At 72.5% G+C, this 19,570-nt stretch carries 16 protein-coding genes; 4 read left to right on the top strand and 12 right to left on the bottom strand.

Annotated elements, in window-relative coordinates; genetic code table 11:
• The first annotated feature begins 112 nt into the window (after positions 1 to 112).
• On the top strand, positions 113 to 1,321 hold the full coding sequence (locus tag ACIQU4_RS07895; RefSeq protein ID WP_403727177.1) for a cytochrome P450: 1,209 nt from the start codon (positions 113 to 115) through the stop codon (positions 1,319 to 1,321).
• Between the two features lie 300 nt (positions 1,322 to 1,621).
• On the opposite strand, the gene ACIQU4_RS07900 is transcribed toward ACIQU4_RS07895, so the two are convergent.
• From ACIQU4_RS07900 to ACIQU4_RS07930, 7 genes are all read right to left on the bottom strand, one after another.
• Positions 1,622 to 2,440, bottom strand: coding sequence for a class I SAM-dependent methyltransferase (locus ACIQU4_RS07900; RefSeq protein WP_403727179.1), 819 nt, complete (start codon positions 2,438 to 2,440; stop codon positions 1,622 to 1,624).
• 76 nt (positions 2,441 to 2,516) lie between these two features.
• Positions 2,517 to 3,602, bottom strand: coding sequence for a carbohydrate kinase (locus tag ACIQU4_RS07905; RefSeq protein ID WP_403727180.1), 1,086 nt, complete (start codon positions 3,600 to 3,602; stop codon positions 2,517 to 2,519).
• The gene (locus tag ACIQU4_RS07910; RefSeq protein ID WP_403727181.1) at positions 3,599 to 4,588 is read right to left on the bottom strand and encodes a zinc-dependent alcohol dehydrogenase family protein; all 990 of its coding nucleotides are present in this window, start codon (positions 4,586 to 4,588) and stop codon (positions 3,599 to 3,601) included. Before ACIQU4_RS07910 ends, ACIQU4_RS07905 begins: the two co-directional genes overlap by 4 nt.
• Entirely contained in the window at positions 4,585 to 5,409 is an 825-nt protein-coding gene (locus tag ACIQU4_RS07915; protein WP_403727730.1) for a carbohydrate ABC transporter permease, read from the bottom strand. Before ACIQU4_RS07915 ends, ACIQU4_RS07910 begins: the two co-directional genes overlap by 4 nt.
• Positions 5,409 to 6,380, bottom strand: a complete 972-nt coding sequence (locus tag ACIQU4_RS07920) for a carbohydrate ABC transporter permease (protein ID WP_403727182.1) — start codon at positions 6,378 to 6,380, stop codon at positions 5,409 to 5,411. The genes ACIQU4_RS07915 and ACIQU4_RS07920 overlap by 1 nt, the downstream gene beginning before the upstream one ends.
• A 21-nt stretch (positions 6,381 to 6,401) precedes the next feature.
• Positions 6,402 to 7,706 (bottom strand): ABC transporter substrate-binding protein, encoded by a 1,305-nt coding sequence (locus ACIQU4_RS07925; protein ID WP_403727731.1) that lies wholly within the window; start codon positions 7,704 to 7,706, stop codon positions 6,402 to 6,404.
• A 195-nt stretch (positions 7,707 to 7,901) separates the two neighbouring features.
• On the bottom strand, positions 7,902 to 8,660 hold the full coding sequence (locus tag ACIQU4_RS07930; protein WP_403727184.1) for a DeoR/GlpR family DNA-binding transcription regulator: 759 nt from the start codon (positions 8,658 to 8,660) through the stop codon (positions 7,902 to 7,904).
• Positions 8,661 to 8,976: 316 nt separating this feature from the next.
• Here ACIQU4_RS07930 and ACIQU4_RS07935 point away from each other — a divergent pair, with 316 nt between their 5' ends.
• Both ACIQU4_RS07935 and ACIQU4_RS07940 read left to right on the top strand, forming a co-directional pair.
• Entirely contained in the window at positions 8,977 to 9,804 is an 828-nt protein-coding gene (locus ACIQU4_RS07935) for a LamG domain-containing protein (protein ID WP_403727186.1), read from the top strand.
• 327 nt (positions 9,805 to 10,131) lie between these two features.
• Positions 10,132 to 10,692 carry a sigma-70 family RNA polymerase sigma factor gene (locus ACIQU4_RS07940; protein ID WP_403727187.1) on the top strand — a complete coding sequence of 187 codons (561 nt, stop codon included), beginning with the start codon at positions 10,132 to 10,134 and terminating at the stop codon, positions 10,690 to 10,692.
• A 148-nt stretch (positions 10,693 to 10,840) separates the two neighbouring features.
• Here ACIQU4_RS07940 and ACIQU4_RS07945 read toward each other — a convergent pair whose 3' ends face one another.
• Positions 10,841 to 11,797: a hypothetical protein gene (locus tag ACIQU4_RS07945; RefSeq protein WP_403727189.1), complete on the bottom strand. Its 957-nt coding sequence runs from the start codon at positions 11,795 to 11,797 to the stop codon at positions 10,841 to 10,843.
• 297 nt (positions 11,798 to 12,094) lie between these two features.
• Here ACIQU4_RS07945 and ACIQU4_RS07950 point away from each other — a divergent pair, with 297 nt between their 5' ends.
• Entirely contained in the window at positions 12,095 to 16,594 is a 4,500-nt protein-coding gene (locus ACIQU4_RS07950) for an FtsK/SpoIIIE domain-containing protein (protein ID WP_403727191.1), read from the top strand.
• Positions 16,595 to 16,673: 79 nt separating this feature from the next.
• Here the strand turns inward: ACIQU4_RS07950 and ACIQU4_RS07955 are convergent, their stop codons facing one another.
• The 4 genes from ACIQU4_RS07955 to ACIQU4_RS07970 all read right to left on the bottom strand — a co-directional run bounded on the left by ACIQU4_RS07955 (position 16,674) and on the right by ACIQU4_RS07970 (position 19,489).
• On the bottom strand, positions 16,674 to 18,068 hold the full coding sequence (locus ACIQU4_RS07955) for a hypothetical protein (RefSeq protein ID WP_403727193.1): 1,395 nt from the start codon (positions 18,066 to 18,068) through the stop codon (positions 16,674 to 16,676).
• Positions 18,069 to 18,099: 31 nt separating this feature from the next.
• Complete coding sequence (locus tag ACIQU4_RS07960) at positions 18,100 to 18,741, bottom strand: hypothetical protein (RefSeq protein WP_403727194.1); 642 nt, start codon at positions 18,739 to 18,741, stop codon at positions 18,100 to 18,102.
• A gap of 78 nt (positions 18,742 to 18,819) precedes the next feature.
• Positions 18,820 to 19,104, bottom strand: a complete 285-nt coding sequence (locus tag ACIQU4_RS07965) for a hypothetical protein (RefSeq protein ID WP_403727196.1) — start codon at positions 19,102 to 19,104, stop codon at positions 18,820 to 18,822.
• Between the two features lie 85 nt (positions 19,105 to 19,189).
• Complete coding sequence (locus ACIQU4_RS07970; RefSeq protein ID WP_403727198.1) at positions 19,190 to 19,489, bottom strand: WXG100 family type VII secretion target; 300 nt, start codon at positions 19,487 to 19,489, stop codon at positions 19,190 to 19,192.
• Positions 19,490 to 19,570 lie beyond the last annotated feature (81 nt).

Raw genomic sequence — 19,570 nt, forward strand, 5'->3', positions numbered from 1 at the left:
CGCCTCCGCCTTAAACGGAGGCTGAACCACCGCCCCGCGCCCGCTCGTTCCGCATGAGAGGGAAAGAGAGAAACCCCCGAACGCGGACGACGACGAGGATGCGGAGACCCCCATGAGCCATCCGTACGGCCTGATGACGCCGGAGTTCTTCCGGAACCCGTACCCGGCCTACGCGCGACTGCGCGCGGACGAGCCGGTGCACCACTACCCCGAGCTCGGCGCGTGGCTGCTCAGCCGCTACGACGACGTGGACGCGTTGCTCCGGGACCGGCGGATGTCCGCCGAGCGGGTCGGGCCGCTGCTGCCCAGGGCGGACGCGGGCCTGGCGGACGAGGTGGCGCTGCTCGGCCGCTTCTTCGGTGACTGGATGGTCTTCGCCGACGCCCCCGACCACACCCGGCTGCGTGCGCCGATGACCCGCACCTTCTCCGCCCGCAACATAGCCGCGCTGGAGCCCTTCATCACCGAGCGCGCCGAGCGGCTCATCGAAGACGCCCTGGAAATGGGCGAGTTCGACCTGATCGAGGACATCGCGATGCCGCTGCCCCTGGCGGTCATCGGCCACGTGCTCGGCGTGCGCCCGGCCGATCTGCCCGGCTTCAAGCAGTGGTCCATGGAGCTGATGGCGGTGCCCGCGATGAGCGGCGAGCCCCAGGCCCGGATGCGTACCGCCGCGGCGGCCGTACGCAATATGGAGGCGCTCTTCACCGAGCTGATCGCGGAGCGCCGCAGCCGGCCCACCGACGACCTGCTGAGCGTGCTGGTGAACACCGGGGCCGACGGCCGGCCGCTGACCGACGAGGAACTCGTCTCGACCTGCGCGCTCATCCTGGCGGCCGGCCACGAGACCACCGCCAACGTCATAGGCAACGGCGTGATCGCCCTGCTGACCCACCCCGACCAGCTGGCCGCGCTGCGCGCCGACCCGGATCTCCTGGAGCCGGCCGTCGAGGAGTCCATGCGCTACGACAGCCAGTCGGGCTGGGTCGGCCGGATCACCACCGAGGAGGTGGAGTTCGGCGGCGTCCCGATCCCGGCGGGCGGCCTGGTCTTCGGCCTGACCGGCTCCGCCAACCGCGACGAGCGGGTCTTCACCGACGCCGACCGGTTCGACATCAAGCGCCCCGCCGTACGCCACCTGACCTTCGGGCACGGCCTGCACGTGTGCCTGGGCGCTGCGCTGGCCCGGCTGGAGGCCCGGATCTGCATGGGGCTGCTCGTCCGGCGGATGCCCGACCTGCGCCTGCTCACCGACGAGTTCGAGTGGATCGAGGGCATCGCGCTGCGCGGTGTGGTCCACCTGCCGGTCGCCGCTCGCTGAGCACATCGGGCGGAGAAATCCGGCACGAGCCGGTGCCGTGAGGTGTGTTGGAGGACGCCCTGACACGGGTACGTGACGAGGTATTCGGCATCTGAGCCCCACCACTTCAGTCAGTGAACCAGTTGCCCGCCTTCACACGTATTTTCGTGACGAAAAGCGGACCCAGGACCGGACTTCGGACGGCCCGGACAGCGCACCCATCCGGACAGGAGTGATCCACATGTCCCTGCTCGCCACGATCCTCGTCGTCGTCGGCCTCTGGTGTGCTGCCTCGGTCGCCCTGGCTTGCTGTTTCAGCGCCTACCGCATCTGGTGCCGCAGCGGCAAGCGGCCCCAGGCAGTGATCATTCCCGGCGAGAGAGCGGCGCAGTCCGGTGAGTCGAGGTAACGGGCCGCCTCGTCGATCGTCGTGTCGTCCACCAGTCCGGTGGCCACGATCGACTCCCTGGCCCGGTCCCAAGTCCCCACCCAGAAGCGACTGATGGGACTGCCCGGGATCAGGGGAGGCACCCGTATCTCGGCGGCCACCGACACGAGACCCGCGTCCCGCAGGTGCTGTGGGTACTGCGCGACCCACGAGACGTCGGTGCCGATCGTGTCCCGCAGCCCCTGCCACATGGCCTGCATGACCCTCGTGTACGGGGTCTGCGGCGCGGTACGGCTGGTGAGGTCGATGGCGTCGCTGAGGACCAGCACCCCGCCCTCGGCCAGCAGGCCGCCGAGCCGGGAGATCATGCTCCGCCACGAGGGCAGGTGCATCAGTACGAACCGGGCGTGGACGAGCTGGAAACGACGGCCGGGGTCGAAATCCGGCGCACTGACGTCCGCCTCCAGGACATCGAGCCCCGGCAGCGGACGGGCGGCGAGGAAGCGGACGTCGCGGTCGACCGCGAGCACGCTCGCCACCTCGGCCTCCTCGACCAGCCGCCGGGCGACGGTGCCGGTCCCGGCTCCCACGTCCAGGCAGTCCCAGCCGGGCCCCGCGCCCAAGGCCCGCAGGCGGTCCATCGTCATGTCGTCGTACGTGAGCGCCCCGAGGTCGATGCGATCGTCCTCGCCGGCCTGCTCGGGCCGGAACACCGCCTCGCCGTAGCGCCCGCGCCCGGCACCTGTGCTCATGCGTCCCATTATCGCCGCCCCGCCCCGGCCCCGCCCGGCGCGCGGGGACGCCCGGCGGCCGCTCCCGGACAGCCGGTCAGCCCCGTGGACCTCCGGCCGCCCAGCGGGCGAGCTCGGTGCGCGTCGGCGGGTCGGCGCCCTCGCGGGTGCAGGTCAGGGCCGCCGCGCGGGCGGCCAGCGAGAGCGCCGAGGCCACGCGCCGGTCCAGGTGCGCGGAGCCCGCGGCCTCGCGCAGTGCCGTACGGGCGCGGGCGGCTTCGGGTGCTCCGGCCAGGTCCGCGGAGGCCAGCAGTCCGGTGTGCAGCAACCCGCTGGCCAGGCCCGCCATGAAGGCGTCGCCCGCGCCCACGGTGTCGGCGACCTTCACGGCGGTCGCGGGCACATCGCAGTGGCCGCCCGGCCAGAAGACCCGCGCACCCGCGCCGCCGAAGGTCACGACGACGAGCGCCGGGCCGCTCCCGTCGGCCCAGCGGCGGGCGGCCTCGTCCGGGGACTGCCCGGGGTAGAGCCAGGCGAGGTCCTCCTCGCTTGCCTTCACCACGTCGCTCAGCGCCACGAACCGCTCGGCGCGAGGCCGCTCCCGGTCGGCCCCCGCGAGCAGCGCGGGCCGGATGTTCGGGTCGTACGAGACCGTGGCGCCTGGCCGGGCGGCCTCGACGGCCGCGAACACCCGGTCCGCGCCCGGGGCGAGGGCCGCCGCGATCGACCCGGTGTGGAGGTGGGCCGGCGCCGGGCCGGAAGCGGGTGCGGCGAGCGCGGCGAGCGGCGGATCCCAGGTGATGTCGAACGTGTAGTGCGCGGTGCCCGCCGCGTCCAGCCGCGCGGTGGCCGTCGAGGTCGCCTCATCGGTGACCGACCCCGGGGTGAGCACCACGCCGCTGCCGCGCAGGTGGGCGTGGAGATCGCGGCCCGGCCCGTCGCGGCCGATCCGGGTGGCGAGCCGCACCGGGTGGCCCAGCCTGGCCAGGCCGAGGGCCACGTTGGCCGGGCTGCCGCCCGGGCGGGCGCGCCGGACCCCGTCCTCGCCGGTCAGGACGTCGGTGATCGCCTCGCCGATGACGAGGGTCGGGCCGGTCGGCGCACTCGGGGCGGTCAGGGCGGGTCCGGGTCCCGGTCCCGGTTCCAGTCCCGGTTCCGGTCCCGGTCCCGGTCCCGCCGTCACGGGGTGACCAGGATCTTGCGGCCCTGTCCGGCCCGGAACCGTCCGAGGGCGGCCGCGTAGTCGGTGAGCGGCAGCCGGTCGCTGATGAACACGTCCGGGTCCAGGACGCCCGCGGCGAAGAGCTCCGCGGCCCGCTCGTAGCTGTGCAGGACCGCCATCGACCCGGTGATGGTGATCTCCCGGTTGTAGATGCGGTACGGCTCGATCGTGGCGCGGGCCGCGTAGTCGGCCACCCCGAACTGGAGGTAGGTACCGCCCCTGGCCACCCGGCCGATGGCGTCCTGGATGGCCTGTTCGCTGCCGGTCGCGTCGATGACGAGGTCCCAGCCGCGCGGCCGGTCGATCTCGTCCGGGGAGCCGACGGCGTGGGAGCAGCCGAGGGTACGGGCCGTCGCCAGCCGCTCGGGGTTGATGTCGACCATGTCGACGGCGACGGCGCCGGTGCGCTTGGCGAGCTCCATCATCATCAGGCCCATCGTGCCGGAGCCGTAGATCAGGACGCTGCTGGCGAGCTGGGCGCGCAGGACGTCGTACCCCCGTACCGCGCAGGAGAGCGGCTCGATCAGGGCGGCGTCCTCGACGCGGACGTGGTCGGGGAGCCTGACGCAGTTCGCGGCCGGCGCGACGGCGAACTCCGCGGCCGCACCCGGGACGGTGACGCCGATGGCCGCGTAGCGTTCGCAGAGGTTGTTGCGGCCGATCCGGCAGTAGTGGCAGGCGTTGCAGTACAGCGACGGGTCGACCGCCACCCGGTCGCCGATGGCCAGCCCGGTCACGCCGGGGCCGTACGCGACGACGGTGCCGGCGAACTCGTGGCCCGGCACGATCGGCAGGCTGGGCGCGAACTCGCCCTGGAGGATGTGCAGATCGGTTCCGCACAGGCCGCACGCGGCGACCTGGACCACCACCTCCCCGGGGCCGGGCTTCGGGTCGGCGACGTTCTCGATCGTCACGACGCCGGGAGCGCTGATGACGGCTGCTTTCACTTGACTGCTCCAAGGGAGAGGCCCTGGACGAGCTTGTCCTGGGCGGCGAACCCGGCGATGAGGACCGGCAGCGAGATGCACACGGCGGCGGCGCACACCTTCGCCAGGAAGAGCCCCTGGCTGGTGACGAACCCGGTGAGGAAGACGGGTGCGGTACCGGCCACGACCCCGGTCAGGACCCGGGCGAAGAGGAGCTCGTTCCAGCTGAAGATGAACGAGATGAGCGCGGTGGCGGCGATGCCGGGCGCGGCGACGGGCGCCACGATCCGCACCAGGGTGGTCGGCAGCCCGGCGCCGTCGATGGAGGCCGCCTCCAGGATCTCCTTGGGTACCTCGGCGAGGAACGAGCGCATCATCCACACCGCGATCGGCAGGTTCATCGAGGTGTAGAGGATGACCAGGAGCCAGATGTTGTCCAGCATCCCGGTGTTCTGGGCGATGAGGTACAGCGGCAGCAGCCCGGCCACGGCGGGGAGCATCTTGGTCGAGAGGAAGAAGAACAGCACGTCGGTCCACTTCCGGACCGGCTTGATGGACAGGGCGTACGCGGCCGGCAGGGCCAGCGCCAGGACCAGCAGGGTCGATACGACGCTCGCCGTGGCCGAGTTGATCAGCGGCGGCCACGGGCTCGTCCCCGTGCTCGCCCCGAAGAACTCCCGGTAGCCGTCCAGGGTGAGCGCGGCGCCCACGCTGGGCGGGTTGGTCGCGGCGTCCTGCTCGCTGTGCAGCGAGGTGAGGACCATCCACGCGAACGGCAGGAAGAACAGCAGCCCGCAGAGCCAGGCCACCAGGCCCCAGACACTGCGGCGGACGAGGGCGATCACAGCGCCTCCTCGCGGAACAGGGACGAGACCGTACGCAGGGCGAACGTGGCGATGAGCATGGAGCAGACGACGACGAGCACGCCCTCGGCGGAGGCCTGGCCGTAGTCGTGGGCCTGGTAGAAGGTCTCGTAGACGGTGTAGGGCAGGTTGGCGGTGCCCAGACCGCCGGAGGTGAGGGTGAAGACCGCGTCGAAGTTCTGGACGACGTAGATGCTGCCGAGGAGGGCGGCCAGCTCCAGGTAGCGGCGCAGGTGCGGGAAGGTGAGGTGGCGGAAGACCTGCCAGGTGCCGGCGCCGTCGACGTGCGCTGCCTCGACGATGTCGGGCGGCCGGCTCTGCAGCCCGGCGAGCAGGATCAGCATCATGAACGGCGTCCACTGCCAGATCAGCGACACCTCCACCGCGACCAGCGGGAGGCCGGACATCCAGTCGGGCTGTGGGGCGCCGTCGCTGCCGAACAGGCTCCAGATCCAGGTGAGCGAGCCGTTGATCAGCCCGTACGAGGCGTTGTAGAGGGCGTGCTTCCACAGCAGGGCGGAGGCCGCCGGAACGACGAGGAACGGCGCGATCAGCAGGGTGCGGACGATGCCGCGGCCCACGAAGCTGCGGTCGAGCAGCAGCGCCAGCCCGAGGCCGAGGAGGAGGCTGGTGAGCACCACGGCCGAGGTGAGGACGACAGTGGTGAGCAGCGAGGATCTCAGCGCGGGATCGGTCAGGGCGTTGCGGTAGTTGGCGAGGCCGCCGAAGCCCCGGTCGTCCGGCGCCAGGGCGTTCCAGCGCATGAACGAGATGACCAGGGTGGCGACGAACGGCAGCTGCGTCACCGCGATCAGGAAGACCAGGGCCGGCAGCAGGGGGGCTCGCCGGGCCCAGGCGCCGCGGGGGCGGGATCCGGTGGGGCGGGCGGCCCGGTGCAGGCCGCCGCGCAGGGCGGTGCCAGGGGGTTTGGCCGTCAGAGGGGCGGTCATGGGGAGCCTCCGTCCTTCCGCTCAGTTGCCCGCGTACTTCTTGGCGACGGCCTCGGCGCGGGACTGGCCCGCCTTGAGGGCCTCCTCGACGCTGGTACGGCCCGCGATGGCGGAGCTGATCTGCTGGGAGACCTCGGTGCCGAGGTCGGTGAACTCGGGGATGCCGACGAACTGGATGCCCGGGGCGGGTCGCGGCTGGACACCGGGGTTGGCGGGATCGGCCGTGGTCAGCGCGGACTTGGTGGCGTCGGCGAAGGCGGACGCCGCGGCCACGTACTGCGGGTTGGCGTAGGTGGAGGTGCGCTTGCCGGCCGGGAGCCGGGACCAGCCGAGCTGCTCGCCGACGAGGTTCTCGTACTCCTTGCCCGACGCCCAGGAGACGAACTTCCAGGCGTCGTCCTGGTGTTTGCCGGCCTTCTGCAGGCCCCAGGCCCAGGTGTAGAGCCAGCCGGAGCTCTTGGTCTGCTCCACGGGGGCGGGCGCGTAGCCGACCTTGCCCGCCACGGGGGAGGCCTTGTCCTCCAGGGGGCCGGCGGCGGAGGTGGCGTCGTACCACATGGCGACCTTGCCCTGCTCCATCTCGTTGAGGCATTCGGTGAACCCGGCCTGGGGGGCGCCGGCTTCGCCGTGGTCGCGGACCAGGTCGACGTAGAACTTCACGGCCTTGGCGAACTCGGGGCTGTCGAGCCGCGCCTTCCAGTCCTTCTCGAACCAGGTGCCGCCCATGGTGTTCACGACGGTGGTCAGTGGGGCCATCACCTCGCCCCAGCCGGGCAGGCCGCGCAGGCAGATCCCCTTCATACCGGGCCTGGCCCCGTCGGCCTTCGCCGCGAGCTCGGCGACCTGCGCCCAGGTGGGGTTCGGCGGCATGGTGAGGTTCTTCTCGGCGAAGACGTCCTTGCGGTACATGAGGAACGAGGACTCGCCGTAGAACGGCTCCGCGTAGATCTCGCCGGAGGCGGTGAGGGACTCCTGGATCGGGGGCAGGATGTCGCCCTGGTCGAAGGCGGAGTCGGCCTTGGCGCGGGCGGTGAGCGGGGCGAGCCAGCCGTTCTTGGCGTAGATGGGCGTCTCGTAGTTGCTGATGGTGGCGACGTCGTACTGGCCGGCCTGGCTGGCGAAGTCCTGGCTGATCTTGTCCCGTACGTCGTTCTCGGGCAGCGCGGTGAAGTTGACCTTGATCCCGGTGGCCTTGGTGAAGTGGTCGGCGGTGAGCTTCTGGAGGTCCACCATCTGGGGGTTGTTGACCATCAGTACGTTGATGGAGCGGCCGGCCGAGCCGCCGGCGGCTCCGCCGGCGCCGGAGCAGGCCGCGAGCACGGCCATGCCGAGGCCGACGGCTGCCGCTCGGGAGGCCCGGGAGGCTCGGGAAGCCCGGGAGGCCCGGGAGGTTCGGGCGGCTCTGCTGGTTCCTCGGGTCGTCATGGTGGTCCCCTTCTCGGTGGTGGTCGGGCATGGCGAGGACACGCGTGGCGTGCGGAGTTCGTTCTTGCGGGCGGGCTGGCTTGTGGCCGGGGCGGATCAGACGCGTATGACCTGCGGGCCCAGCAGCGAATACCGGTGGGCCTCGGCGACCGAGAGCCCGGTGTCGGTGACGATCGTCTCGAAGTCGGACACTTCGGCGAACCGGCAGAAGCTGCTCGCACCGAACTTGCCGTGGTGTCCGATGAAGATCCGTCTGCGGGAGACCTCCAGCGCCTTCGCCTTGACGTCGGCCACCACCGGATCGGGGGTGGTGAGGCCGCAGTCCCGGGAGATGCCGTTCGATCCCAGGTAGGCCAGGTCGATGACGAAGCCCGAGAGCATCGCGCAGGCCCAGGAGCCCACGCTGGCCAGCGTCCGGGCGCGGACCCGGCCGCCCAGGAGCAGGGTGGTGTGCGGAGAGTCGGCCACCGCCGCGGCCGTCGACAGCGAGGCGGTGACCAGGGTGAGCGGTCGGTCGGTGGGCAGCAGGGTCGCGAGCAGCTGCGGGGTGTACCCCTCGTCGATGAAGACGGTCTCCGCTCCGTCGAGCAGCTTGGCGCCCTGCGCGGCGATCCGGCGCTTGTTCTCGACGTGGCGCGTGACGCGCTGCGCCAGGTTGGTCTCGAAGCCGGCGCTCTCGACGGGATACGCGCCACCGTGGGTTCGGCGGACGAGCCCCCGGCGCTCCAGTTCGCTCAGGTCCCGGCGGATCGTCTCCGGAGCCACCCCGAGGTCCACCGCGACACCGGCGACCTCCAGTCGACCCTGCTGCCGGGCCAGGGTGAGCAGCCGCTGGTGGCGTTCCTCTGACCGCATCGGACGTACCTGCCCTTCCCCAGCCCGTTCGGGCACCGGCGGCCCGAACGGGCCCGCCAGAGATTTATACCGCCGGGCGTGAGTCGTGCACCGGCCCGTTCAGGGCATGAGATGGCCTGGATGCGCCCGTTCCGGAAGGGGCCGAACAGCACGTCACAGACGTGTACTTGGTCATTCCGGGCGCCGGAGGTGCCCGTTTGGCGCGTTGGGGTGCCGGATCGGGTGCGGGCCCGGCCCCGCGTTGAACCAGTTGCGGGTTCCGCACGTCAGCCAGGCGTCGTACACCCACCCACCGGCCGGACCCCTGGAGAGACTCATGACGCGCAGATGGTCGCTCATCGCTGTGATCGTGGCGTTGGCAGCCGCACTCGCCTTTGTGATCATCGACATGAGCGGTGACGGATCGGCCGGTGGCGAGAACAAGTCCGCCTCCGGCCCCAAGCTGTCGTCCCCCACGCCCAAGACGCCCCCGCCCGGCAAGAAGAACCCCCCGGCGAAGGGAACCGGACGGGACCTGAAGGGGGTGGGCTGGTGGACCACCGACGACAAGGCCGGCACGGTGGCCGCGGACGTGGTCGGCAAGCACGACGGGGTGCTCAAGGGCAACGTGACCTGGTCGAACGCGCCGCACGGCGGGGCCCTGCAGTTCGACGGCTCCACCGGGTACGCGGACACGGGCGCACCCGTCCTGGACACGGTCGGCAAGGACTACTCGGTCGCGGCGGCGGTCCGCCTCGACGCCGACGGCTTCCGCACCGCCGTGTCCCTGGACGGCGCCCAGGCCAGCGTCTTCTTCCTCCAGTACGTGGCCGACCAGAAGCGGTTCTCCTTCAGCTTCTCCAACGCGCGGGCCATGGCCGACTCCCTCGGCGTCCCCCAGTTCGGCCGCTGGTACCACCTGGTCGGCACGTACGGCCACGAGGACAAGACGCTGCGGATCTACGTGGACGGCAAACTGGCGGGCCAGGCCTCGGCGCCGGTCAATCCTGAGCAGCCCGCCGGAAATCTGGTGATCGGCCGCGGCAAGTACCAGGGGAACCAGGTGGACTTCTGGCCCGGAGGGATCGGCAACGTCCACGTCTACGACCGGGCGCTGACCGCCCCCGAGATCGCCTCCCTCGCCGCCAACGAGCCTTCCGTTTGATCCGGTTCGGGCGGCCGGGCCCGACTCCCGGGCGCGGCCGCCCGGACCGGCGGATCCCTATCGGAAAGAAATGCCCGTACCGGACACGGATCCGCAACCCCGCGGGTCTCAATCGGATCGGCGAAACCCGCCGTTCGGGCACCCGGTACCGCCGCCAGGTCCCGCGTACCCGCTCCGAACTGGTGATTCGCTCCCGTCCGGGCGGTCGGACTCGGGCGCGATCCGCCCCGTAACGGGCCCGGTCCGGCTGTCCGTTCGGGACTACAACTGCATCAGAGATCAGCTACGGCAGCCTCTTCTGCCGGTGCCGGACCGGAGGGAACCGTCTTGCACGACTTACTGATATCGAGCCCACAGGCAGCCCGGAACCATTCCGCGGAGCCGAGCGACGAATTCCTGAGAGCGCTCTACGAAAAGCACGGATACGTGCTGATGCGTTTCGCGGCCCGACTGCTCGGCGGCGACTGGCACCGGGCCGAGGACGTGTTCCAGGAAGCGGCCATCCGCGCCTGGCAGCACGCCTCGGAGCTCGATCCGAGCGCCGAGGCGCTGCGCCCCTGGCTGTTCGCCGTGGTCCGCAACCTGGTCATCGACGGCTACCGGGTCCGCCAGGCGCGCCCGCCCGAGGCCGACGACGAGGGCCTGCGCCGGCTGCCCGTACCGGACGGGGTCGACCGCGCCCTCACCACCCAGGTCGTGGTCGACGCCATGCGCGACCTCGCGCCGTTCCAGCGGGAGGTGCTGCTGCACATGTACTACATGGGGCGCAGCGTGAGCCAGACCGCGAAAGTGCTGGGCGTGCCGCCGGGCACGGTCAAATCGCGGACGCACTACGCGATGCGCGCCCTGCGGGAAGGCCTCAGCAGCCGGGGCCTCCACGCGGCCTGACCCCGCCGCCTGCGCGCCGCCGGCGTGTCGCCGACGCGGAGCCGAAGTGCCGTTGCCCCGCCGGAGCCGGCTGCTCCGGCGGGACGGCCGCCGGGTGGGGGAGACGCCCGGGAGCCAGGCGGAGTCAGGCAGGGTCTGCGAGGGACCGTCAGGACATCCGGCCCGCGTGCGTGTCGACGCGCAGCCCCAGCGCCCCGGTGTCGAGCGAGCCGTCCGCCCCGACGGTGAAACGCCAGCCGAATCCGGGGGCGTCCCCCAGCACCACCACCGCGTCTGCCGCGTGCAGTCCGGCCATCGCGGGCTCCTCCTCCGGGAACTGCGCCGCGTCGAGCACGAACAGCCGCGGGGTACGGCCCTGCAGCCCGACCGGGCCGCCGCCCTCGATCATCCGGAACACCTGGGTCGCCTGGGAGGCCGGCGCCGACCCGGTGGCCCCCCGCCACGCCTCCATCGCGCCGTCGATCAGGGCCTCCTCCAGCGTGGCGACCGTGTGCAGCCGGGCCGACATCAGACCCAGCCCCACCGTCATCTCGGCCCGGGCGGCCGAGCCCACCAGCGTCACCTCGGCACGCCGCCCCACCGGCCCGGTGACCAGCTCGGTGATCAGGGCCCGGACCAGCTGGTCGACGCCGTCCCGGCCACCGGTCACCGCGATCGCCGCGGAGGCCCGGGACAGGTCGACCAGGACCCGTTCGCCCTGGTCCAGTCCGATGGTGACGGCCAGCGGGTAGGGCTGCGCCGGCGCGGCGGCGTCGGCGGAAGCGCCGCCCAGCCGGGCCACTTCCGCCGTCCACTCCTCGCCGGACTCGTCCGCCTCCCAGGGGGTGGGGGCGCTGCGGTCCACGCCGGCCAGCCGCAGCCGCAGCCGCTCCCCGGCATGGACGACGGCGTACACGTCGGGCAGGTCGCGGCCGATCCGCAGGCACTCGGCGGCCAGCCGCCGCAGGGCCAGGTCGACGGTGTCCAGGGCCTCGCGGCCGGTCGTACCGGTGGGGCGGGCGGCCGGCGGCGCGGACTTGGAGCGCAGCTCGGTGCGGACCAGCACGGCGACGGCGCCGATCAGTGCCAGGCCGAGCACCACGGCCAGGACGACGGACGAGTTCATGGCGACCACCTCTGTCAGGTCACGGAAGTGCGGGAAGTTGCCGGAAAGGGGCGAGCGCCTGCTACGGGCCCGGGGCCCGGATGGTTCACGGCGCCCGTGCACGGCCGGCCCGCGCGGCGTCGGCGCAGGGCGGCCGGCGTCGGGTCGGCGTCGGGTCGGCGTCGGGTCCGTGACCGGTCCGCGCCACCGGCCGTGAACCGTACCGGCGGCTTTCCCGTAGGCCCGGGGCAGGCGGTGCGGCCGTACGCGCGCCGGCCGCCCCCTCCCCCGTCGTCCTCGTCCCGTCTGGAGAGTCCCGTGCCACTGATATTCACCGTGGTCGACGATGTCGGCACCGCCTTCGACGTCCACCTCGACGCCGATCCGGACACGCCCGTCGGCGCCATCGCACAAGCCCTCGCGGAGAGCGCCGGCACCGCACTGCCGCTGGCCGGCTCCGGACTCCAGGTCGACGGAGCCGACCTGCCCGAGGACATGCTGCTGCGGGACTCCCCGCTGCGCGACGCCGTCGTCGTGGGGCTCGGCCGGCCCGTCGAGGCGGCCACCGAGGAGCCGCGCGGGCTGGTGGAGGTCCGCGCGGTCGGCGGCCGGGGCGCCGGATCCGTACACCGGCTGGACATCGGGGAGTACCGGATCGGCCTCACCGACGACGGGCTGCCGCAGATCCTGCGCGGCGCCCCCGCCCGGCTGTACGCGCTGCTCCGCGTCGGGCCCGGCGGCCGCTGCGTCCTGACCCCGCAGGCCACCGCCGGGCAGGGCTCCGGCGTGGCGCTGCGGCTGGACCACGAGGACGTGGAGGAGGAGCGGACCTGGCCGCTCGGGGGCCAGCTCCTGGTGGGCGGCTGCCTGCTGGAACTCGTCCGGCCCGAAGCCCCCGACGCTGCCGTTCAGCGCTCCGAGGACGGGGCCGGCTGGGACTACAACCGCCCGCCCCGGCTGCTGCCGCCGGAGTCCGTCACCAAGTTCCGGATCCCCACGCCGCCCGTGAAGCCGGCCAAGCGGCCGCTGCCCTACATCGCCGCGATCACCCCGCTGGTCATGGCGGCGGCCGGAGTGCTCGTCTTCCACCGGCTCTACGCCCTCCTGTTCGGCCTGCTGTCGCCCGTCGCGATCTTCGGCAACTACCTCGTCAACCGCCGCGCGGGCCGCGACACGTATGCCGAGTCGCTGAAGAAGTACGAGGAGAAGAAGGAGCGGATCGAGACCGAGGCGGAGGAGGCCGTGGTCGCCGAGCGCATCGCCCGCAGGCAGGGCTTCCCCGACCCGGCCGCCGTCCTGCTCACCGCCGTCGGCCCGCGCCGCAGGCTGTGGGAGCGGCGCCGCTCGGACGCCGACTTCCTCGAACTGCGCGTCGGCACCGCCGACCAGCCCTCCGCGGTCGTCCTCGAGGACCCGACCCGCGACGAGCACCGGCGTACGTTCACCCGCGCGGCCTTCGACGTACCGGTCACGGTGGCGCTGCGCGAGCACAAGGTCCTCGGCATCGCCGGCGGCGGCCCGGCCGCCCGGTCGGTGGCGCGCTGGGCGCTCGCCCAGGCGGCCGTCCTGCACAGCCCCCGCGACCTGCAGATCTACGTGCTCAGCGCCGGACACGAGGCCGAGGCCGCCTGGACCTGGATCCGCTGGCTGCCGCACGTACGCCAGCAGAGCGGCGACACCCCGGCCAACATAGGTACCGACACCGAGAGTTCCGCCCGACGCGTGGCCGAGCTGACCGGGCTGATCGCCGCCCGCGCGGCCGCTGCCCGGGACCACCGGACCTCCCGCGACCCGGACGTCCTGGTCGTCCTCGACGGCGCCCGCAGGCTGCGCTCCCTGCCCGGCGTCGTACAGATCCTGCGCGACGGGCCCGCCGTCGGTGTGCACGCCATCTGCCTCGACAGCGAGCAGCGCCTGCTGCCCGAGGAGTGCCAGGCCGTGGTCACCGAGGAGCCGGGCGGCACCCTGCGCGTGGGGCTCTCCCGCTCGGGGACGCTGACGGGGGTCCGCACGGACGCCGTCTCCCCGGAGTACTGCCGCTCGCTGGCCCGGGCCCTGGGCCCCCTGCGCGACTCCGGCGGCGCCGACGAGGAGGGCGCCGTCCTGCCGTCCTCGGCCCGGCTGCTCGACGTACTGGCCCTCGATCCGCCGACCGCGGAAGGCGTCGCGGCCCGCTGGAAGGCCGGCGGCCGCAGCACCTCCGCCGTGGTCGGGGTCTCCCTGGACGGCCCGTTCGCCCTGGACATCCGCCGGGACGGGCCGCACGGCCTGGTCGCCGGTACCACCGGTTCCGGAAAGTCCGAGCTGCTCCAGACCCTCGTCGCCTCGCTCGCCGTCGCGAACCGGCCCGACGCGATGACCTTCGTCCTCGTCGACTACAAGGGCGGCTCCGCCTTCAAGGACTGCGTGGACCTGCCCCACACGGTCGGCATGGTCACCGACCTCGACGCGCATCTGGTGGAGCGCGCGCTGACCTCCCTGTCGGCGGAGCTCAAGCGCCGTGAGCACATCCTCGCCGAGGCCGGAGCGAAGGACATCGAGGACTACGTCGACCTGCTGCGCCGCGAGCCGCGGCGCACACCCATGCCCCGACTCCTCATCGTCATCGACGAGTTCGCCTCGATGGTCCGTGACCTGCCCGACTTCGTGAAGGGCCTCGTCAACATCGCGCAACGGGGCCGTTCCCTCGGCATCCACCTCATCCTGGCGACCCAGCGCCCCGGTGGCGTGGTCTCACCGGAGATCCGCGCCAACACCAACCTGCGCATCGCGCTGCGCGTCACCGACGCCGGCGAGAGCCAGGACGTGCTGACCTCGCCCGAGGCCGCCGGGATCTCCAAGAACCACCCGGGGCGGGCCTACGTACGGCTCGGACAGTCCTCGCTCGTGCCCTTCCAGGCGGGCAGGGTCGGCGGGCGCAGGCCCGGCGCCGTGGCAGCCTCCGTCCCGGCGCCCTGGGTGGTGCCGCTCGGCTGGGATCAGCTGGGGCGGCCGCTGCCCGCGCGCCCGCGGGCCGTACGGCACGACGGCGACGAGGCGGTCACCGACCTGCGCGACCTGGTCGAGGCGGTCCGCGCGGCCAACACCGACCTGGACATCGCACCCCAGCACAGTCCCTGGCTGCCCGCCCTGCCCGTGAGCATCGTCCTGGACGACCTGCCCGCCGTCGCACCCGGCGGCTACGACCTCGCCCCGGTCGCCTACGCCCTGGTCGACCTGCCCGCGGACCAGGCGCAGCGGCCCCTCGCGCTGGACCTGGCCACCCTCAACCACCTGCACGTCGTCGGCGCACCGCGCGCCGGACGCTCGCAGACCCTGCGCACGATCGCGGGGGCCCTCGCCCGCGCCCACTCAAGCGCCGATCTCCACCTGTACGGGATCGACTGCGGCAACGGCGCCCTCCTCGCCCTCGACGCGCTCCCGCACTGCGGGGCGGTGGTCCAGCGCACCCAGCCCGAGCGGCTCGCCCGGCTGCTGTCCCGCCTGACCGCTGAGGTGACGAGGCGCCAGGAACTGCTGGCGGCACGGGGCTTCGCCGACCTGCCGGAGCTGCGCTCCGCCCTGCCCGCGGCGCAGCGGCCGCCGCACATCATGGTGCTGCTGGACCGGTGGGAGGTCTTCGAGAAGACCCTCGGAGAATACGACGGCGGGAACCTGCTGGCCGGGGTGCTCGCCCTGCTGCGCGACGGCGCGAGCGTCGGCATCCACCTGGTGCTCGCCGGAGACCGGTCGCTGTTCTCCACCCGGATCAGCTCCAGCACCGAGGACAAGCTGGTCCTGCGCCTCAACGACAAATCCGAGTACAGCATGATCGGCGTCAACTCCCGCTCGGTTCCCGACGACATCCCCTCCGGACGGGCCCTGCGAGCCGGCGACAAGGCCGAGGTGCACATCGCCCTCCTCGGCCCCGACGGCAGCGGACAGGCTCAGGCCGGTGAACTCCAGAGGATCGGCGCGATGTGCGCCGAACGGGACGCTCATGTGGCGGGCAGTGCACGGCCGTTCCGCGTGGACGTCCTGCCCGACCGGCTGGGCTACGAGGAGGCGCTGGAGCGGCTGCCGCAGCCGCACCCCGGGCCGCTGTGGGCGATGGCCGGCGTCGGCGGGGACGAACTCACCGCCCTCGGGCCGGACTTCGCGATGAACCCGACCTTCATCGTGGGCGGACCGCCGCGCTCGGGCCGCAGTACGGCGCTCCTCACCATGGCGCTCTCCCTGCTGTCCTGCGGGACCGCGGTGGTCGTCGGTGCCCCGCGCCGCTCCCCGCTGCGGGGCCTGGCCGGGACGCCCGGGGTGCTTGCCGTGTTCGACGGGCCCGACATCGGGCACGAGGAACTGACGGAGGTGCTCGCCCAGGCCCCCGAGCGGGTGGTCGTGTTCCTGGACGACGCGGACCTGCTGCTGAAGACCAACGCGGAGGCCGTGCTCAACGGCATCGCGCGCTCCGGCGCCGAGACGGGCCAGGGGCTGGTGCTGTCGGGCCAGATCGAGCGGCTGTCCTCCGGCTACTCGGGGTGGCACACCGACGCGCGGCGCAACCGCCAGGGCATGCTGCTGAGTCCGCAGAGCGTGGGCGACGGGGAGCTCATCGGGGTCAGGATCCCGCGCAGCCGGCTGGGCGGCGGCCGGGCCGGCCGGGCGATGGTGCACCTGGCGGACGGGGTGCTGCGTACGGTGCAGGTGCCGGAAACCGCGGTTCCGCCGGCGCCCGTTCCGCCGGCGCCCGAAGCGCAGGATCCCGCGCCCGAGGCCGTCGTACCCGAGGCCGTCGTACCCGAGGCCGCCGAGGCCGCCGCTCCCGCCGCACCGGGGGACTGAGTACAGGTACGGCGGAGGGCTCCTGCGCCGGACGGTTCGGCGCGGGAGCCCTCCGCCGTACGGGGCCGGGCCCGGTCGGTCAGGTGCCGTCGGTGTTGGTGTTCCCGACCAGCGGCTGCCCGTGCACCACGGCCCCCGGCGCCTGGCCCGCGGTCGCGATCGGCCCGTAGAACGTACCGGCGAAGGCACAGAGGGCGCCGATCGCCCCGGCCGTCCCGTTGCGGACCGCGTCCACCAGGCTCTGGAGGTACGCGCTGACCGCGCCCGGGTTGTTCGCCAGTGCGGCCGCCGGCGGCGGGACCGGCAGCGGCGGGGGCGTGGGCGGCGGCGGGGAGCCGGGCGGCGTGGGCGGCCGGGAGCCGGGGCCCAGGTGCGGGATGTCGTCCAGGAGGTTGCCGGTGGACGGGATCTCGACGTCGATCCGCGGCGGGCCGTCCGGGACGCTGGAGGCGCCCGAGCCCCGGGAGGGCGGCAGGGGCGGGAGGTCCCGCAGCGGGATGTCGTCCGCGGCGCCGCCGATACCGCCGCCCCCGCCGCCGGTGGGTTTGGGCCCTTTCAGGATGCCGCTCAGCGCGGAGCCCGCCCCCTTGATGATGGAGAACCCGCCGAAGGCGGTGCCCACCACACCGAGCACGATGCCGACCACGTCCCAGTCGCCCGTGACCACGCCTCTGGCGATGTTGATGCCGAGCGGTACGAGGCCGGTGACCAGGCTGATGCCGCCCAGGATCAGGCCGAGCGGCTGGAGCCCGGGGATCAGGAAGGAGATGACCCCGAGGACGGCGCTGATGATTCCGAAGATCGAGCCGATGGTGTCCCAGAGCTTGTCCCAGAAGTTCTTCTTCTTGACCGCCTCGTCCTCGGCCAGGCCGATCGCGGTGGCGGCGGTGGAAGCGTCCGTCTCCCGCAGGGACTTCGCGTCCATGGCCATCTTGCGCGCCGCGTCCAGATCGGAGCGGGCCGAGTCCACGGCGGCCTGGGCGGTGCGCTCGGCGGCCTTCGCGTCGTCCATGGCCTGCCGGGCGTTGCGCCTGGCGGTCTCGTCGTCGGGCGGCGGCGGGGCGGCCCGGTCCAGATCCGATACCGCGGCCGAGGCGCCGCCGGCGGTCGCGATGGCGCTCGCGAGCCGGGACGCCGCCGCCTTGCCGTTGGCCAGGGCGATATCGGCCGTATTCTGATGATCCCTCAGCTTCGGTATGTAGTCCTTGACCGCCTGCGTCGCCATCTCGTACGAGTCGCGCAGCGCGCCGATCTGTTTCGGCAGCTCGTCGAGGGTCTCCTTCAGCTTCTCCATCGACTTGCCCGCGCCCGCCTCCTGGTTCTGCACGCGGGTGACGACGCCGAGCGCGGATTCCGCGTCGTCGGAGATCGTCTGGTACTCGTCGGCCAGTCTCTGGAGGATGTCGGGCTCGCCGGGGGTGGGGTCCTCGGTGAGGTCCAGGGTCTCCCACTCGGTCAGTGCCGGCCGCGTCATCGCGGAGACCTCGCTTTCTCGGAGGGGGGATTCACGACGGGAACCGCAGCGTGCCGCTGATGGCGTCGAAAACGTCGAAGAACTCCGTCAGCAGGCTCAGGTTGGGAGTCGCACTCGAAATCACAAGGAAATCCCGGGTGTTCGGCAACGGCACGACGGTATGCATGATCGCGGTGCGCACGGTGCCCCGGCCGGAGTAGTCGAGGTCCTCGATCACCGTGACCCGTCCCGCCGGACCCACCCCGGGCAGGTCGATGACGGCGGCGGTGTTCGCCTCGGTGCCGCGCCCCAGCGGGTTGTTCGCGTTCTTCATGGCGACCGGGATCATCAGCTCGGCCAGGTCGGCCGAGGAGTCCTCCGGGGTGTTCACCCGCAGCACGACCGTGGTGGCGCTGAGCGAGGAGCCGCTGTCGGTGAACTGGACCATGCCCGCCGCCTGGAGCGCGCCGCGAGCCGCGGCCTCGCGGGCGATCTTGCGGGTCGTGCGGACCAGGGCGTCGAGCTCCTCGCGCCCGACCGCCTCGTTCCCGTACGCCTGGGCCTCGATCAGCCGGCGGATCGTCACATCCAGTGAGCTGGAACCGAGTTCGAGATGCCACCAGGAGTCCGGGATCCGCAGGGTGTACCGCTCGGGCGCCGCCGCGGGTGCTGCCGTACCGGCCGGGTGCGTCATGGAACGCCTCCCCTTTCCTCAGGTTTCCTCGGAATCGAGCCTCGGGATCGAGTCGGGTGACTCGGTGGTCGGGGTGACTCAGTGGTTCAGCGCGTTGCCGAGCTCTTCGTCCGTCCCCTGGAAGTTGTCGACGATCCCCTGCGCGGCATCCCGGAATGTGTCCACGTTCTCCTGCACCCGCTCATGGCCGCCCTGCCAGGCCGAGTCGAAGCTCTGGATCGCGTCGACCAGGGTGGAGTCCCCGACGTCGCTCCCGGTGCCGACCTTCTCCAGCCCCGTCCTGTTCTCGATGCGGCTGCGGATGTCGGCGAGCATCGCCAGGGTGTTCTTGAGGTCCTCGATCGGGATGCTGATCTCGGCCATGTGCTCCTCCGTCGCGTCATGGGAGGGCGGCGGCCGGGTTCCGGACCTGCGTACGGGCCCGGAACCCGGCCGCTGCGCCGGTGGGTCAGCCGATCCCGCTGGTGGTCTGGTCGTCGGTGTCGACGAACGCGGCGGCCACCTTGTCCAGGAACTCGCTGACGCCCTGGAGGCCCTCGATCGCGTCGCCGGTGCCCTTCTTGTACTCCTCCCAGAACGGCTTGAACTTCGTCTCGGAGCCGGGAGTCGCGTAGGCCGCGGCGACGACCTCGTCCATCTTGGTGTTCGCCTCCTGGAGGCTCTGCTGCATCATTTCCTTCTGATTGCGCAGCCAGTTGGCGGCTTCCTCGATCTCGCTCGGATCGATGTTGATGGTGCCGTTGGGCATGTCGGTGCCTTCCGTCCGTAGGAGTGCGCGACGGGCTCTGCCGGCGTCGTGCAAGTGGCCCTACGGAGCCCCCGCCTGAAC

It is taken from the genome of Streptomyces sp. NPDC090741 (assembly GCF_044769045.1).
In the GTDB taxonomy this organism is placed as follows: Bacteria; Actinomycetota; Actinomycetes; order Streptomycetales; family Streptomycetaceae; genus Streptomyces.

Coding starts and splice junctions, on each gene's coding strand:
- ACIQU4_RS07925 (WP_403727731.1), bottom strand. CDS start 7,706: ATGGCCGTGCTCGCGGCCTGCTCCGGCGCCGGCGGAGCCGCCGGCGGC.
- ACIQU4_RS07970 (WP_403727198.1), bottom strand. CDS start 19,489: ATGCCCAACGGCACCATCAACATCGATCCGAGCGAGATCGAGGAAGCC.
- ACIQU4_RS07945 (WP_403727189.1), bottom strand. CDS start 11,797: ATGAACTCGTCCGTCGTCCTGGCCGTGGTGCTCGGCCTGGCACTGATC.
- ACIQU4_RS07895 (WP_403727177.1), top strand. CDS start 113: ATGAGCCATCCGTACGGCCTGATGACGCCGGAGTTCTTCCGGAACCCG.
- ACIQU4_RS07930 (WP_403727184.1), bottom strand. CDS start 8,660: ATGCGGTCAGAGGAACGCCACCAGCGGCTGCTCACCCTGGCCCGGCAG.
- ACIQU4_RS07900 (WP_403727179.1), bottom strand. CDS start 2,440: ATGAGCACAGGTGCCGGGCGCGGGCGCTACGGCGAGGCGGTGTTCCGG.
- ACIQU4_RS07955 (WP_403727193.1), bottom strand. CDS start 18,068: ATGACGCGGCCGGCACTGACCGAGTGGGAGACCCTGGACCTCACCGAG.
- ACIQU4_RS07920 (WP_403727182.1), bottom strand. CDS start 6,380: ATGACCGCCCCTCTGACGGCCAAACCCCCTGGCACCGCCCTGCGCGGC.
- ACIQU4_RS07965 (WP_403727196.1), bottom strand. CDS start 19,104: ATGGCCGAGATCAGCATCCCGATCGAGGACCTCAAGAACACCCTGGCG.
- ACIQU4_RS07935 (WP_403727186.1), top strand. CDS start 8,977: ATGACGCGCAGATGGTCGCTCATCGCTGTGATCGTGGCGTTGGCAGCC.
- ACIQU4_RS07960 (WP_403727194.1), bottom strand. CDS start 18,741: ATGACGCACCCGGCCGGTACGGCAGCACCCGCGGCGGCGCCCGAGCGG.